The sequence below is a fragment of the Komagataeibacter saccharivorans genome (assembly GCF_004348195.1).
GTDB classification, from domain to species: domain Bacteria; phylum Pseudomonadota; class Alphaproteobacteria; order Acetobacterales; family Acetobacteraceae; genus Komagataeibacter; species Komagataeibacter saccharivorans.
In genome coordinates this window covers 1,962,481-1,977,500 of record NZ_CP036404.1, presented here as the reverse complement: position 1 = coordinate 1,977,500, position 15,020 = coordinate 1,962,481, and the positions used below count along the sequence as shown (strand labels likewise).

Annotated in this window: 10 protein-coding genes, 2 tRNA genes and 2 rRNA genes (1 of these 14 running past the window's edge); 9 read left to right on the top strand and 5 right to left on the bottom strand. The window is 61.6% G+C overall.

Going from position 1 to position 15,020, the window contains the following annotated elements:
- The 4 genes from KSAC_RS09040 to KSAC_RS09025 all read left to right on the top strand — a co-directional run.
- Positions 1-1,133 (top strand): 23S ribosomal RNA (locus KSAC_RS09040); it begins 1,606 nt to the left of the window's first position.
- Positions 1,134-1,245: 112 nt separating this feature from the next.
- Positions 1,246-1,361: ribosomal RNA gene (rrf, locus tag KSAC_RS09035) — 5S ribosomal RNA — on the top strand.
- A 21-nt stretch (positions 1,362-1,382) separates the two neighbouring features.
- Positions 1,383-1,459 (top strand) — tRNA-Met (locus tag KSAC_RS09030).
- 210 nt (positions 1,460-1,669) lie between these two features.
- Positions 1,670-3,007 carry a sensor domain-containing diguanylate cyclase gene (locus KSAC_RS09025; protein WP_243705172.1) on the top strand — a complete coding sequence of 446 codons (1,338 nt, stop codon included), beginning with the start codon at positions 1,670-1,672 and terminating at the stop codon, positions 3,005-3,007.
- A gap of 48 nt (positions 3,008-3,055) precedes the next feature.
- Here KSAC_RS09025 and KSAC_RS09020 read toward each other — a convergent pair whose 3' ends face one another.
- The 3 genes from KSAC_RS09020 to KSAC_RS09010 form a co-directional block, all read right to left on the bottom strand.
- Positions 3,056-4,582: a CYTH and CHAD domain-containing protein gene (locus KSAC_RS09020; RefSeq protein ID WP_165927307.1), complete on the bottom strand. Its 1,527-nt coding sequence runs from the start codon at positions 4,580-4,582 to the stop codon at positions 3,056-3,058.
- A gap of 247 nt (positions 4,583-4,829) precedes the next feature.
- Positions 4,830-4,906, bottom strand: a tRNA-Arg gene (locus KSAC_RS09015).
- A 57-nt stretch (positions 4,907-4,963) separates the two neighbouring features.
- Complete coding sequence (locus KSAC_RS09010) at positions 4,964-6,061, bottom strand: alpha/beta fold hydrolase (RefSeq protein WP_132305162.1); 1,098 nt, start codon at positions 6,059-6,061, stop codon at positions 4,964-4,966.
- A gap of 61 nt (positions 6,062-6,122) precedes the next feature.
- Between KSAC_RS09010 and KSAC_RS09005 the strand changes: the two genes are divergently transcribed.
- The 4 genes from KSAC_RS09005 to KSAC_RS08990 are packed head-to-tail and all read left to right on the top strand — an operon-like array spanning position 6,123 to position 11,477.
- A complete protein-coding gene (locus KSAC_RS09005) occupies positions 6,123-6,338 on the top strand; it encodes a zinc-finger domain-containing protein (RefSeq protein ID WP_102325645.1) in 216 nt (71 codons plus the stop codon).
- 14 nt (positions 6,339-6,352) lie between these two features.
- Positions 6,353-9,133 (top strand): DNA polymerase I, encoded by a 2,781-nt coding sequence (polA, locus tag KSAC_RS09000; protein ID WP_110548194.1) that lies wholly within the window; start codon positions 6,353-6,355, stop codon positions 9,131-9,133.
- Positions 9,133-9,762: an SCO family protein gene (locus tag KSAC_RS08995; RefSeq protein ID WP_102325327.1), complete on the top strand. Its 630-nt coding sequence runs from the start codon at positions 9,133-9,135 to the stop codon at positions 9,760-9,762. Before polA ends, KSAC_RS08995 begins: the two co-directional genes overlap by 1 nt.
- Before the next feature lie 23 nt (positions 9,763-9,785).
- The gene (locus KSAC_RS08990) at positions 9,786-11,477 is read left to right on the top strand and encodes an ABC transporter substrate-binding protein (RefSeq protein WP_110548195.1); all 1,692 of its coding nucleotides are present in this window, start codon (positions 9,786-9,788) and stop codon (positions 11,475-11,477) included.
- A gap of 75 nt (positions 11,478-11,552) precedes the next feature.
- Here the strand turns inward: KSAC_RS08990 and KSAC_RS08985 are convergent, their stop codons facing one another.
- On the bottom strand, positions 11,553-11,999 hold the full coding sequence (locus tag KSAC_RS08985; protein WP_102325329.1) for a DUF2501 domain-containing protein: 447 nt from the start codon (positions 11,997-11,999) through the stop codon (positions 11,553-11,555).
- Positions 12,000-12,384: 385 nt separating this feature from the next.
- On the opposite strand from KSAC_RS08985, the gene KSAC_RS08980 reads away from it, so the two are divergent.
- On the top strand, positions 12,385-14,157 hold the full coding sequence (locus tag KSAC_RS08980) for an ABC transporter ATP-binding protein/permease (RefSeq protein WP_207918674.1): 1,773 nt from the start codon (positions 12,385-12,387) through the stop codon (positions 14,155-14,157).
- Here KSAC_RS08980 and KSAC_RS08975 read toward each other — a convergent pair.
- On the bottom strand, positions 14,129-15,019 hold the full coding sequence (locus KSAC_RS08975; protein WP_102325647.1) for a metal ABC transporter solute-binding protein, Zn/Mn family: 891 nt from the start codon (positions 15,017-15,019) through the stop codon (positions 14,129-14,131). The genes KSAC_RS08980 and KSAC_RS08975 overlap by 29 nt on opposite strands.
- Position 15,020: the final 1 nt, after the last annotated feature.

Genomic DNA, 15,020 nt, shown 5'->3' with positions numbered 1-15,020 from the left:
CGGCGGGTGGCACAGACCAGGGGGTAGCGACTGTTTAGTAAAAACACAGGGCTGTGCGAAGTCGAGAGACGACGTATACGGCCTGACGCCTGCCCGGTGCCGGAAGGTTAAGAGGAGGTGTGCAAGCACCGAATTGAAGCCCCGGTAAACGGCGGCCGTAACTATAACGGTCCTAAGGTAGCGAAATTCCTTGTCGGGTAAGTTCCGACCTGCACGAATGGCGTAACGACTTCCCCGCTGTCTCCAGCATCGGCTCAGCGAAATTGAATTCCCCGTGAAGATGCGGGGTACCCGCGGTCAGACGGAAAGACCCTATGAACCTTTACTGCAGCTTTGCAGTGGCATCAGAGACATTCTGTGTAGGATAGGTGGGAGGCTTTGAAACCGGGGCGCCAGTTCCGGTGGAGCCATCCTTGAAATACCACCCTGACTGTTTCTGATGTCTAACCGAGGCCTGTTAGCCAGGTCCGGGACCCTGCATGGTGGGCAGTTTGACTGGGGCGGTCGCCTCCCAAAGTGTAACGGAGGCGCGCGATGGTGGGCTCAGGCCGGTCGGAAACCGGCTGTCGAGTGCAATGGCATAAGCCCGCCTGACTGTGAGAGTGACAGCTCGATCAGAGACGAAAGTCGGCCATAGTGATCCGGTGGTCCCGCGTGGAAGGGCCATCGCTCAACGGATAAAAGGTACTCTAGGGATAACAGGCTGATCTCCCCCAAGAGTCCACATCGACGGGGAGGTTTGGCACCTCGATGTCGGCTCATCACATCCTGGGGCTGGAGCAGGTCCCAAGGGTTCGGCTGTTCGCCGATTAAAGTGGTACGTGAGCTGGGTTTAGAACGTCGTGAGACAGTTCGGTCCCTATCTGCCGTGGGTGTTGGAGACTTGAGAGGATTTGTCCCTAGTACGAGAGGACCGGGATGAACATACCTCTGGTGCACCGGTTGTCGCGCCAGCGGCACAGCCGGGTAGCTAAGTGTGGACGGGATAACCGCTGAAAGCATCTAAGCGGGAAACCCACCTCAAAACAAGGTCTCCCCAAGGGCCGTGATAGACCATCACGTCAATAGGCCAGGTGTGGAAGCGCAGTAATGCGTGCAGCTAACTGGTCCTAATCGCCCAATAGGCTCATTCCATCGCCCCCTTAAAAGGGCAACACACATGCACAGCAGTCATCCACTCTTCAACACAATAACAAAACGCACCAACCCATCACATCCTCTCCCCATACCGGGGAGACTGGATGACCTGGTGGCTATGGCGGGGAATGATCCACCCGATCCCATCCCGAACTCGGCCGTGAAATGCCCCAGCGCCTATGATACTGTGCCTTAAGGCACGGGAAAGTCGGTCGCCGCCAGGTCTTCCAGTCTCCCCAAACAACCGCGGGGTGGAGCAGCCCGGTAGCTCGTCAGGCTCATAACCTGAAGGCCGCAGGTTCAAATCCTGCCCCCGCAACCAAGCATAAGTCCTTGATCGGACACGATAAACCCGCCCTCAACAGGCGGGTTTTTTGTTGTTCAAAATCCTTCACGGGATGCAATTGGGATGGGACAGGGAAGACAGTTCCGCCCTCGACGCAACATGGCCGGTGCAATATGCTGTTTCCATCGCCGCAATCAACCGGGATGATAAAGGCCAGTGCGAATGGGTACAAGGTCGGACGCTTCGGTGAGCCATGGATTTGATGATGTCATGGCCCTTGCGATACGGGGTAGTGGTACGGGAATCTGGGATCGGGATGTCCTGACGGGCGCCATTCACTATTCTGATGGATGGGCCGAGATACTTGGTTATCGCCCCGAAGAAATTTCCAGCCGGATAGAAGATAGCTACCAGCGCGTCCACCCGGACGATCTGGCCTATGTTCAGGCGACGATGCGCGATCACTTTGAAGGACTTACCCCCTCTTACGAAGTCGAACACCGCCTGCGTTGCAGGGATGGCAGTTATAAATGGGTAATGAGCCGTGGACGTGTCGTCAGCCGGGATGAGGCGGGCCAGGCATTGCGGATGGTGGGCACCACCAGCGATATCAGCTCGATCAGGAGCCTGACGGATCAACTCCATCAGAGTATCGCGCTTATGACCAACCTGACCAATGAAGTGCCGGGTCTGGTATTTCAGTGCCGCCGGGAACCGGACAATACCGCCCGCCTCACATATGCCAGCGCGCGGATTGAGGAAATCTATGAACTGACAGCCGCACAGGTTGCCCTTAACACCGCCGCGATCCATGAACGCATTCATCCTGATGACCGGGAGATGTATCTGGCGACACTTGCAGCGGCGACCGCGGGGTTGACGCCCTGGCATTGTGTCTTTCGCGTGCTTCTGCCGGTTCAGGGACTGCGCTGGCGTCAGGTCGATGCCCATCCGCTCCGGCTGCCGGATGGCGCTACAGTGTGGCATGGTCTGGTGGTGGATGCGACGGCGCGCAAGCGGATGGAACAGGAACTGCATGATCTCGCCCGCGTGGATCATCTGACAGGTCTTCCGAACCGGCGGGCTTTTACTGAGCGGATGGAAGATGTCTGGCGGTCCATGCAGGACGGCGCCAGCCCGCAGATCGTGATGGCGATGATCGATATCGACCATTTCAAGGCGATCAATGACCAATATGGCCATGCGACCGGGGATGGCGTGATCCGCCATGTCGCGTCGGTCGTAATGGAAACATTGCGTTCAACCGATGACACGGGCCGCGTAGGGGGCGAGGAATTTGCAGCCTGCCTTCACGAGATTGATCTGACACAGGCCAGTGCGATTGCAGAACGCCTGCGTCTGGCTATTGCGGATGTACCGGTGCGTGTCGGCGGCCATACTATTGCCGTGACGGCCAGTATCGGTATTTCGGAGATGTGCGAGACGGATGTCAGTAGCGACGATGCACTGGCCCGTGCTGATATGGCCCTGTATTTTGCCAAGAAAAATGGACGTAACTGCGTGGCGCTGGCTACACCGGGTGAGCGGGGCATGGGCGTTGAAGCCGCCCTCCTGCCCCGGTAGAGGGACAGAATAGCCTACTGTGATGGGATATGGGGGAGGACCCCTGAATCATGACCGCCAGAAAGGCGTTGCCTTGTGAAATGCGGACCAGGCCTGGGGTAATCTGCGCATGGCCTGTTGCCTGCGCTTTTTGCTCCATCGGATGACAGTATCGCAGGCTTCGGTGGAAAGATCAGGTTGAATGCAGCGTAATCTGTCCGTCAGTATCAAGGCCACGGCTGCGTCATTGATGTCACCCAGACAGCTTTGCAGGTGACGGCAGTGTTTCAGGTAGGATTTCACCTTTCGGGTGGGGTACAGGCTGGCCATGGAATCCACGCTGTAACGCAGTTTCTTGAGTGTCTTGCGCAGTGAATGCAGTTCTGTCGCGGAAAGATGGCTTATGTGCCTGCCCCGCCGCACAACCTTTTGGGTCACCCGATCAAGCAGGTCAGGTGCCAGCGCTATCAGCTTATGGTCCATCTTTTTGTGGCTGACCCTAAAGGGGGCATCTTCCATCCATGCTGTCAGGGCCAGCACGCATGCCGTGATATCCGGCCCGGCCAGTTCCTGTTGCAGGGCGTTATGGGCCTGTGTTCTCAATCCCGTTGCGGCGGTGTTGAGTGCCTGCCACCCGTCTTGCATCGGTAAGGCGGGAGACGCCGTGCGCAATGTTTCGGTGCTGAATACATCCCAGTCGCGCGCAGTGCCCAATATGCGACCGATCCTTTGCAACCCGTCTTCAAATTGTGTGGCCTTCGTATCATCCAGACATACAGAAAAAAGTTGAAGTGTCGTGCGCAGCCGTCGGATAGCCACCCGCATCTGGTGTATGCCTTCCATATCGTCAGCCTTCACGGCTGGAAGGTTGTTGACCAGACTGTCCATGTCTTCGCGCATGATTCTTCTGAACCCATCTGCCGCAGTAATTTTGGCGGACAGGACAGGCGCACGGGCCGGTGTGACCTGGGCGGAATGACGGGTCAGAAGGCGGTAGCCGCGCCCGGCTTTGGTCTGGGCGCTGATATGGAGCGGCAGATCGGCCTGTAGCCGTATTGCCAGATGGTAGAGGGGCAGGACGGGGCCATTCTTGAGTTCCAGTTCTACTTCATGAACCTGTTCCTCTGTCTTGCCTGCGCGGACAGAACCCTCATCAATGGCAATTTCAATGACCGCATCTTCACATTTCATCATGTGGATGGCGCGCTGGATGTCGGAACGGAAAACCGGCGCCAGCTTTCCGTCCAGCATCGGTTTCAGTATGGCCGCCGGGGTGACGTCCAGAAGGGTGATGTCCGGTCTGGTTGTCCTGACAGGCCATTCCCATTCATTACGATGGGTTGCCAGGGCGTTATCGCCGCCGGATTTCAGTGTCTGGACATGATGCCTGCCGGAACGGCGCACCCGCAGGGACAGGCCGCTTCTGCTCAGGGCCAGATCCGGCGTGTCATAATATATCGTAACCAGATGGGTATGGACGACCGGGGCCACATTCTCCAGCAGGGTAACATGCTGCGCGACCAGAGCGTGCGCCTCAGCAGGGAAGTCGAGCTTGAGCTCGATCTCCTGCGGCGTGGAAAGGTGCTGGTCGGTCATGATTTCTTGTTCCCCGGATGAAAGCCGGCCAGGCGCGTTGTTGCCTGCTGGCATGGCAGGAAAACAACTGTCTGAAGCTGGTCCGGGTTCCTGTCAGGCCTGACAGGCGCGTGCGATATCGGGGAAGAAGGCGCGCTCTGTCAGTGCGGTCGAGCAGACCTGCTGGAGGGGGACGCGCGCCGCCGCCTTGAGCAGATTGGCAGACTGTCTGAATGGTCTGCAGTATCTCGTAATTTTTTATGGAGAATGGCGGACTCGAAAGGATTCGAACCTTCGACCTTCGCCTTCGGAGGGCGACGCTCTATCCAGCTGAGCTACGAGTCCACTCTCGTCTGCATACATCGGGACCGCGTCGAATGCCACCCCTGAAATCAGTAAAAATCATTGCGGCGCAATCCAGTCCATATACCCCGGCAGTAGCGGCAAGGGTGCCGCACGGCCTTTCTGGTCAGCCATCCATGCCGCCGCCGCCATGTCCCCGCCCGAAGGCAGGAAATCATCGGGATGTCGTATCCAGCCTGTTATGTCAGCGGTTACCTGTTCGGCAGTCCGGCTGCGCAGCAGCAGGTGGTAGCCGCCTGCAATGTAATCGCGCCGGGCGCCAGTTGGCAGATGCCGCCATGCGGCCGCCATGGCGGGGGCGGGGATGATCTGGTCATGGCCGCCATAAATGACCAGAACGGGACCGCGCATGTGGGGCACGGCACGCGCGGCTTCGTGCATGAGGCCGGTGAGGCCGGCCAGCGCGACCGTGCCGGTATCGCGTAGCGTCAGTGGGTCATAATACAGCCGGGCCAGCGCCAGAATGTCATCGGCGGCGGTGACATGGACCGGCAGTTCGCGCCCGCTCAGCCGCCCGTGTGGGGCAAGTGTCGCCATCAGCCGCGTGACGGTACGGGCCCCGCCATCCATGTCCCACAGCGCCGGGGCCAGCAGGATATAGCCCGCCACCGGCGGCGCATCGGATCGTGCGGCCAGCACGGTGGCGATGGCCCCACCCATGCTTTCCCCCATTACATATAGCGGCACACCGGGATGTTCATGTCCGATGGTGGCGACAAGGTCTGCGGCGCTGCGGACCAGTACATCCGTGCCAGCCCACCCGCCGCGCTGTGCCGTCTGGCCAAAACCGGGCAGGTCGGGTGCGATCACGCTCATGCCCGCGGCATTCAGGATGGGGGCCGGGCGTTCCCATGCGTCCCGGCTGTCATTGAAGCCATGCAGGGCCACGATCACGGCACGTTCCGTGCCCTGTGCAGGCCAGATACGCAGGGGCAGTGTGGGACCGCCTGCAATGGCGAACATGCGATCGGCGGGCACAAGGCGGCTCAATGCCGGGTGGTGGGCCGGTGGGGCGGGGGGCGGAGCTTCCCGCGTGGTGCAGGCTGCCAGTAACGCAAAAAGCACTGGATAAAGCAGGCGTGACAGGTGAAAGTTTGAAAGCACGGCAATCCTGCGTATCATCATCAACAAGCGCATGTTCCGCTTCCGGGCGGAAACATGCAAATCCAAGCCGGACAACAGCCCGAGGCCCGCCAGAATGCAAGCCCAGCCCCACGATCCCGTTCCGCACCCCCGTCTGGGTACGGTTGAAACCATTGTTGTCGATTCGCGCACCCTGTCGTGCGATGGGGGACTGGGTGCGCTTGGCCACCCGCGCGTTTTCCTGCGCATTGGTCACCACCAGACATTCTGCCCCTACTGCTCGCGGCTGTTTGTCCTCAATCCCGATGCACCCGCAGGCGCTGAACACTGATCGCATTCTGATACATGTCCAGCGACAAGCAGGTTCACCTGATCCTGGTGGATGGTTCGGGCTTCATTTTCCGCGCCTTCCACGCCCTGCCCCCCATGACCAGCCCGGACGGCACGCCCGTCAATGCGGTGTATGGTTTCACCAACATGCTCTCACGCCTGCTGCGCGAACATGCAGGCACCCATCTGGCGGTCATATTCGATGCGGGACGCCATACGTTCCGCAATGATCTCTATAGTGAATACAAGGCCCACCGCCCCGAACCGCCGGAGGAACTGCGACCGCAGTTCGCCCTCGTGCGCGCGGCCACGGCGGCCTTCGGCGTCCCCGCCATCGAGGAAGCCGGATGGGAAGCCGATGATCTGATCGCCGCCTACGCCCGCAAGGCGACCGATGAGGGCGGGCAGTGCACCATCTATTCCTCCGACAAGGACCTGATGCAACTCATCCGCCCCGGCGTGATGATGATGGACCCCATCAAGCAGAAGCCGATCGGGGAAAAGGAAGTGCTGGCCAAGTTTGGCGTCACCCCTGACCGGGTGGCCGAAGTGCAGGCGCTGATTGGCGATCCGGTGGATAACGTCCCTGGCGTGCCCGGCATCGGCCCCAAGACCGCATCGGCCCTGATGGCGGAATATGGCTCGCTCGACGCCATCCTGCTGGGGGCGGAAGGCATGAAGGCGTCCAAGCGACGCGATAACCTGCTGGCCCATGCCGATATGGCCCGCCTGTCGCGTGAGCTTGTCACCCTGCGCGAAGATGCGCCCTGTCCCGAACCGATTTCCGCCCTGACCTGCTGCGATGTGGATATGGAGCGGCTGGGTGCATGGCTGTCTGAAATGGGGTTTTCATCCCTGTTGCAGCGCATGGGGATGAAAGCGCGCCCGCGCGCCCGCCACCCCGCAGCGCAGGGGGCCAGCCCTGTTGCATCCGTGCAGCCGGAAGCAGAACTTCCCCCCGTGCCTGCTGCGGAATACGGCCCGTACGTCACGGTGACGGACCCTGAAATCCTGCGGGAGTGGGTTGAGCAGGCCCGTGCGCATGGTGTCTGCGCGGTGGATACGGAAACCGATGGGCTGGACCCGCTTGTGGCCCGTCTGGTGGGGATATCGCTGGCCGTCCGGCCGGGGCAGGCGTGTTATGTTCCGCTTGGCCATGAAGGCGACCTGATGGATGCGCTGTGCGCGGCGCAGATGCCTGTCGCGCTGGCGCTTGAAATTCTCGCGCCGCTTTTTGCGGATACATCCGTTCTCAAGATCTTCCAGAACGCCAAATTCGACCTGCTGGTGCTGACGCAGGCGGGCAGTGTCCAGCCTGCGCCGGTTGATGACACCATGCTGATTTCCTACGCGCAGTCGGCGGGGAAACATGGGCAGGGGATGGATGAACTCTCCCGCCTCACACTCGATCACACGCCCATCCCGTATGATGAAGTCACGGGTACGGGCCGCAACCGGGTTGTGTTTTCCAAGGTGGATATCGCCCGCGCCACGCCATATGCGGCAGAGGACGCGGATGTGACCCTGCGCCTGTGGCAGGTGCTGCGTCCCCGGCTTCGTCCCGGTCACGCGCTGGCGCTGTATGAGGAAATGGAGCGTCCCCTCGTGCCGATCCTCGCGGACATGGAACGTGCGGGCGTTGCGGTGGACGCGGATGACCTGCGCGCCATGTCGGTCGAATTCGCCCAGCGCATGGGCGTGATCGAGGCCGAGATCCATACCCTGGCCGGGCGCAGCTTCAATGTCGGCTCCCCCAAGCAGCTTGGGGAAATCCTGTTCGATGAAATGGGGCTGAGCGGCGGCAAGCGCATGAAATCCGGCGCGTGGGGCACCGATTCATCGGTGTTGCAGGATCTGGCCGATCAGGGCCATGACCTGCCCGCGCGGATTCTGGCGTGGCGGCAGCTTGCCAAGCTGAAAAGCACCTATGCCGACGCGCTCCTCAACCAGATCAACCCGGCGACGGGACGGGTGCATACATCCTTCCAGATGGCGGTCACGACAACGGGCCGCCTGTCATCCAACGATCCCAACCTGCAGAATATTCCCATCCGCACGGAAGAAGGGGGGCGCATCCGCCGCGCCTTTGTCGCGGCACCGGGGCATGTGCTGGTATCGGCCGACTATTCCCAGATCGAACTGCGGCTTCTGGCGGACGTGGCCAATATTCCCGCCCTGCGGGAAGCCTTCGCGCTGGGGCAGGACATTCATGCCCGCACGGCATCGGAGGTGTTCGGCATCCCGCTGGAAGGCATGGACCCGCTGACGCGGCGGCGCGCCAAGGCCATCAATTTCGGAATCATCTACGGCATCAGCGCCTTCGGCCTTGGCCGTCAGCTTGGCATTTCGCCGGGGGAGGCACGCGGCTATATCGACGCCTATTTCGCCCGTTATCCCGGCATCCGCGATTATATGGAACGCATGCGGGAGGAAGCGCGGGCGAAGGGATACGTGACGACCCCATTCGGGCGGCGCTGCTGGGTGCCGGGCATTGCCGATCGCAACGCCGCACGGCGCAACTATGCCGAGCGGCAGGCCATCAACGCCCCGCTGCAGGGGGGGGCTGCGGACATCATCAAGCGGGCCATGGTGCGAATTCCCGACGCCCTTGCCGATACAGGGCTTGACGGACGCATGCTCCTTCAGGTCCATGACGAACTTCTGTTCGAGGTGCGGGCAGAAGACGCCGATCGTCTGTCCGCCCTTGTCAAGCAGGTCATGGAATCCGCAGCGGCCCTGTCTGTACCGCTGGTGGTGGAAACCGGGACCGGAACGAATTGGGCGGATGCACACTGATGATGCGAAATGAACGGGACCGGTTTTTCCTTCTGCTGACACTGGCGATCGTGGCGGTATCCTCGGTCTGCGGGTATGTGGGGTACCGGCTTTTTGACCGCGCGCCGGTGCCGCTCGTCACCTACGGCAATCCGGTTGGCGGCTCGTTCCGGCTGGTCAACGGGGCGGATGGATCGGTGCTGGATACCGATTTCCGTGGCCGGTGGATGCTGGTCTATTTCGGGTACACCCGCTGCCCCGATACGGTCTGCGGCGTCACGGTCAAGGCGATGACCCAGGGGGTCGAGGCGCTGGGGCGTGAGCGCGCACGGCTTGTCGCGCCGATCTTCATCACGCTCGATCCCATGCGCGATACATCCGATGTGCTGCGGACCTACGCGCTGCGTTTCGGTTTCCATCTGACGGTCATGACGGGTTCGCCCAAGATGATCGAGGCGGTGGCCCGCGAATATCACGCCCCCTATGTCCGCCATCCGGGTGAAAACGGGGATTACACCATGGATACCGCAAGCCAGATCGTCATCATGTCCCCCACCGGGCGATATGCGGGCAGCCTGCCCGCAACTGCCACGGCGGAGGAGGTTACCACGCGGATGACCGCGCTTCTGGACGGCAGGGACACTCCCTGAAGCAGTCGGAAACGGGGCAGCGGATGACGGGGACATGGCGGGCCATCGGTCCTGCGATGGTCCTCGGCTTCGGGGTGGTGCTGGCGACCGCGCCTGCATGGGCGGGGGATGAGGGCACGCGCGGCAGTCCGCATCGTGGCGGCACCCTGCGATTGACGGCCGTTTCTTCTGCCGGAACGCTGGACCCGCAGATCAATTATTCCAGTCAGTACATGCAGGTGATGAGCGTCGTCTATGACGGTCTGCTGACTTATCCCAAGGTGGAAGGCCCGGCTGGTGGCCAGGCGGTGGCCGACCTTGCGCAATCCCTGCCCGAGCGGCTGGATGGCGGGCGCACATGGGTGTTCACCCTGCGCGATGGCATCCGGTTTTCCGATGGAACCCCGCTTGCGGTGGACGATGTCGCGGCGTCCCTGCGGCGCATCTTCCGCGTGGGTTCGCCCACGGCGGGATCATATTACGGTGGTATCGTAGGCGCGGATGCCTGTCTGCGTGATCCCGCTCACTGCACGCTTGCCGGCGGTGTCGTGACGGATGCCGCAACACGGCGCATTACCATTCACCTGACCGCGCCCGATTCCGAATTCCCGCAGAAGATGGCGTTCGGTCACGCGGTGATCCTGCCCGCCAGCATGCCCCCCCACGATATGGGCAATACCGCGCCGCCGGGCACGGGGCCGTACCGGATCGTCTTCTCCAGCCCCGACCGGGGCATGCGGCTGGAACGTAACCCCTTCTTCCATGAATGGAGCGAGACGGCCCAGCCCGATGGTTACGTGGATGCCATAGCATATGATTACGGCCTGTCGGATGAGGACGCGCTGACCGCCGTCGAGCGGGGGCAGTATGACTGGATGGCGGGTCTCAAGCCGCTGGACCGGCTGGGGGAAATGGGCAGCCGCCATATCGCGCAGGTCCATGTCTATCCGCTATACGGGCTGGTGTTCCTGCCGATGAACGTCAATATCGCGCCTTTTGACAGCATCAAGGCGCGGCAGGCGGTCAATTACGCGCTGGACCGGCGGGCAATGATGATCCTGTATGGCGGTTCGGGCATCGCGGCCCCGCTATGCCGCATGGTGCCACCCGGCCTGTTGCCCGGTGATGGCATGTGCGCGTGGACACGCGGCGCGGACCCCGATCATCCCGCCAGCCAGTGGATGGGACCGGATGTGGAACGCGCCCGCCAGCTTGTGCGCGAAAGCGGGACGCAGGGGCAGGATGTCACCCTGATCGTTCCTGCCACGGCGATGTATATCAGCATGGGCACCTACCTGCGCGACATGCTGCAGGCCATCGGCTACCACGCGCGGCTGCACCCGCTTTCAGCAGCCATGGAATCGGCATATGTGCAGAATACCAGCAACCATGTGCAGATCAGCCTCATGGGGTGGTATGCCGATTATGCCTCTCCCTCCAATTTTCTGGACACGTTATTTGGCTGCGAGAATTTCCATGCGGGTTCGGACAGCTCCATCAACATGTCCGGCCTGTGTGATTCCGGGGTGCAGACGGTTCTGGAACGTATTCGCACCACCCCCGATCAGGCCACGACACAGCAGTTGTGGCAGGAAGTCGATGACCGGATCACCCGGCTTGCGCCCGCCGCACCTATGATCAGCATAAGTTATGTGGATCTCGTATCACCCCGGCTGGGCAATTATTTCTCGACCAGCCTGTATCACATGGCGTTTTCGCGCGTGTGGGTACAGTAAAGACCGGCATGTGCCGAAAATAAAAACCCTGCCGGCGGACCGGCAGGGCTTGCATTACACTGATACGCGAACGGATCAGAGCATGGACTTGGCGCGGGCTTCCACCTTCGCGCAGGCCTGCTGGCGGATCGTGGTCGATGCGTCCTCAAGCGAGATCGGCTCCGCGCCGCCAACCTTCAGCAGGCCCGTGGACCCATCGGCATAGGACATGTTGCCCTTGCTGTTGGACGGCACGTCGTTCGTCTTTTTGTTGAGTGCCGCCAGCACCGGCCATGCTTCGGCCGAGCTGAGATAGTTGGACTGGATGCAGTAGTTCAGGATACCGCCAAGGTCCGCGGGCTTGGCCGAAGCCACTGCCGAGAACACGGTATCGGCCGACAGGGAGCCGGGCTTGATCTGTTCGACCTGATTGGCGACACCGGCGCCGGTCGGGGGGGAAGTTTCGGCGTTGGCCGCAAGCGGCGCTGCCGCCAGAAGGGTGGCGAAGGCACCAGCGGACAGGAAGCGGCTGAATGACGTCATGTTCATTCTCCCTAACATTGGGTTTCGTGGCGGAAGGGCGCGCCATTCCGCCATCGGTGAAGCGATATGTCCGGCATACCACGATGCGCCCGTCCCGGCCCCGTGTGGCTGTTATGACAGACATTCGGCTATTCGATATATCCAGCCCCGTACCACCCCGCGCCGGGGGATCATAAACCCCTGTTGCCAGCGGGTAAGTGGCGGCTTTTCCCCATATGGGCAGCAGGCCGGCGCGGGCGGCATGTCCCGTCAACAAGTCGTGATGGACAGATGCGCGCACGAGCAGCAGGCGCAAACCGTCACGGCGGCGAATGGGATTGAGTCCGCCCGGACTTCGTGGGAATGCTGGTATGACTCACGGCCTCACCCACTGCACGGGATCAACATGCAGCATCTGCGCCTTCTCCTGAAAGACGTCTGGTATCTTACCCGTCCCTATTTCGTGTCCGAAGACCGGAAATGGGCCTGGGGCCTGCTGGCGGCGGTACTGACCCTTACCTTTTCCATGGTGGGACTGGACGTGCTCCAGTCCTTTTCGCGCAATGTCTATTATACGGCCCTGCAGCAGCACGATGCGAAAACCTTCCTGCGTGGACTGTTCTGGTATGTCCATAACGAGGAAGGCTTCGTTCTGGGCTTTTTCATCATTACCATTCCGTTGATCCTGTGCAGTATTTACACCACCTACCTTCAGCAGATGCTGGGCCTGCGCTGGCGGCGGTGGCTGACCATGCGCATGACGCGGCAGTGGATGGAAAACCAGACCTATTTCCGCATCGCCATCACCACATCCGGCCTTGAAGCCGGGGCCGACAACCCCGACCAGCGCATACAGGAAGACCTGAACAGCTTCGTCACCGATACGCTTACGCAGTTCATCAGCCTGCTGTCCAATATCGTCACGCTGTTCAGTTACGTGGGGCTGCTGTGGGCGCTGTCGGGTCCGCTGGAACTGTGGGGCATGTCCATACCGGGATATTTCTTCTGGGCGGCGCTGATCTATTCGGTGGTGGCGACGTGGGTTACCCATCTGGCCGGGCACAGGCTGGCGGGGCTGCAGTTCTTCCAGCAGCGCGCGGAAGCCGATTTCCGCTACAGCCTCGTTCATGTTCGCAACAATACCGAAGGGATCGCCCTGTATCGGGGCGAGGCCGAGGAACAGGCCGGGCTGGATCGCTCCTTTTCATCGGTTTACACGAATTTCCTTTCCATCATGCGCCGGACCAAGTGGCTTGGCCTGCTGACGACGGGGCTGGATGTCGTATCGGGCAACTTTGCCCTGCTGATCGGTTCCATCCGCTATTTCGCGGGGAAGATGAGCTTCGGCACGCTCATGCAGCTTGTCATGGCGTTTTCACGCGTGCAGGGCGCGCTGGGCTGGCTGGCCAATTCCTATGCCGCCCTGACGACATGGCATGCGGAGGTCGCCCGTCTGGCCACGTTCCAGCGTGTCATGGACCGGGCGCAGGCCATGCGCAATGACGTGCGCGTGCATCCGGCCCCCGCCGGTGGCGATATGGCGGTTAGCGGACTGGACGTGTTCCGCCCCGATGGCGTGGCGTTGCTGCAGGATGTGAACTTTACGCTGGCCCATGGCCAGATGACGGTGGTGACCGGCCCGTCAGGCACCGGCAAATCGACGCTGTTCCGCGTGCTGGCGGGGATCTGGCCTTTCGCCCGTGGTGATGTCACGCGGCCCGATGCGCCCATGATGTTCGTGCCGCAGCGGCCTTACGTGCCAACCGGCACGCTGCACCGCGCCGTGACATACCCCGCCGGGGTGGAAAACCATCCCGTGGCCGATGTGATCGAGGCCCTGCAACTGGTCGGTCTGGGCGCGCTGGTCCCCCGCATGGAAATGGAGGAGGCCTGGGGCCAGACCCTGTCCCCCGGTGAACTCCAGCGCCTTGCCTTCGCGCGGATCCTGCTGGCGCGACCGGGCTGGGTGTTCCTTGATGAATCGACTTCCAACCTCGATAGCGTGGCGGAAGGCGAACTTTATGGCCTGCTGCGACAGGTCTGCCCCGACATGACGGTCATTTCCATCACGCACCGGCAGTCGGTGGTGGACATGCATGTCCATACCATCGACCTGTCGCCCTTCGCGGTTCAGCCGCCGGCGGAAGGGATCAGCGCGGACGCATCGCCGCAACCATGAGATCGGTATTGTGGCGCATCATGGTGATGTAGTCAGGTGCCGGGCCACCGGGCGGGGACAGGGCTTCCGCATACAGTTCGCCGCCCGGCTGCGCGCCGGTTGCCCGCGCCACCTGCTGCACAAGGCGGGGGTCGGTGGCGTTTTCCATGAAATAGGTGGTGATACCTGTCTGGTGGATCTGGCGGATCAGTGTGGCGACATCCCCGGCGGAGGCTTCGGTCTCGGTCGAGAGGCCCTGCGGGGCCATGAATGTGACGCCATAGGCGCGCCCGTAATAGCCAAAGGCGTCATGGCTGGTCAGGACACGCCGGCGGTCCGCGGGTATGGCGGATATCCGGCTGCGGATATCCTGATCCAGCGCCTGTAACTGCGTGACATAGGCGCTGGCTGATGCGCGGAAACTGTCCGCATCCTCCGGGTCCGCCGCGATGAGGGCGTCACGGATGGTGTTGGTCCAGATCACCACGTTGGGCACGCTGTTCCATACATGCGGATCGGTTTCGGCCTGCTGTGCGCCGGGGGGCGTATAGGCCTGTATGGCGCTGGATACGATGACGGGCTGGCCATGATAACTGGCCGCATGCGCCAGTCGTCCGAACCAGCTTTCCAGTCCTTCGCCGCTCATGAACACGATATCGGCCTGTCGCAACTGCCGTGCATCATCGGGGGAAGGTTCGAATTCGTGGGGGTCGCCATCGGGCGGCACCAGCGACGTGACGGTGACATGCGTGCCACCGACATGGGCGACCACATCGGCCAGCACCGTAAAGCTGGCGACGGCGCGCAGGGTACGCGCCTGCGCATGAACGGGGGCGACGGATAGCAGCCCGCAAAGGCCAAGCAGGGAAAACAGGCGATGCACG

Bases quoted from the DNA above. Each gene is read 5' to 3' on its own strand.
- KSAC_RS09020 (WP_165927307.1), bottom strand. From the start codon at position 4,582: ATGACCGACCAGCACCTTTCCACGCCGCAGGAGATCGAGCTCAAGCTC.
- KSAC_RS09010 (WP_132305162.1), bottom strand. From the start codon at position 6,061: ATGCGCTTGTTGATGATGATACGCAGGATTGCCGTGCTTTCAAACTTT.
- KSAC_RS09005 (WP_102325645.1), top strand. From the start codon at position 6,123: ATGCAAGCCCAGCCCCACGATCCCGTTCCGCACCCCCGTCTGGGTACG.
- polA (WP_110548194.1), top strand. From the start codon at position 6,353: ATGTCCAGCGACAAGCAGGTTCACCTGATCCTGGTGGATGGTTCGGGC.
- KSAC_RS08995 (WP_102325327.1), top strand. From the start codon at position 9,133: ATGATGCGAAATGAACGGGACCGGTTTTTCCTTCTGCTGACACTGGCG.
- KSAC_RS08990 (WP_110548195.1), top strand. From the start codon at position 9,786: ATGACGGGGACATGGCGGGCCATCGGTCCTGCGATGGTCCTCGGCTTC.
- KSAC_RS08985 (WP_102325329.1), bottom strand. From the start codon at position 11,999: ATGACGTCATTCAGCCGCTTCCTGTCCGCTGGTGCCTTCGCCACCCTT.
- KSAC_RS08980 (WP_207918674.1), top strand. From the start codon at position 12,385: ATGCAGCATCTGCGCCTTCTCCTGAAAGACGTCTGGTATCTTACCCGT.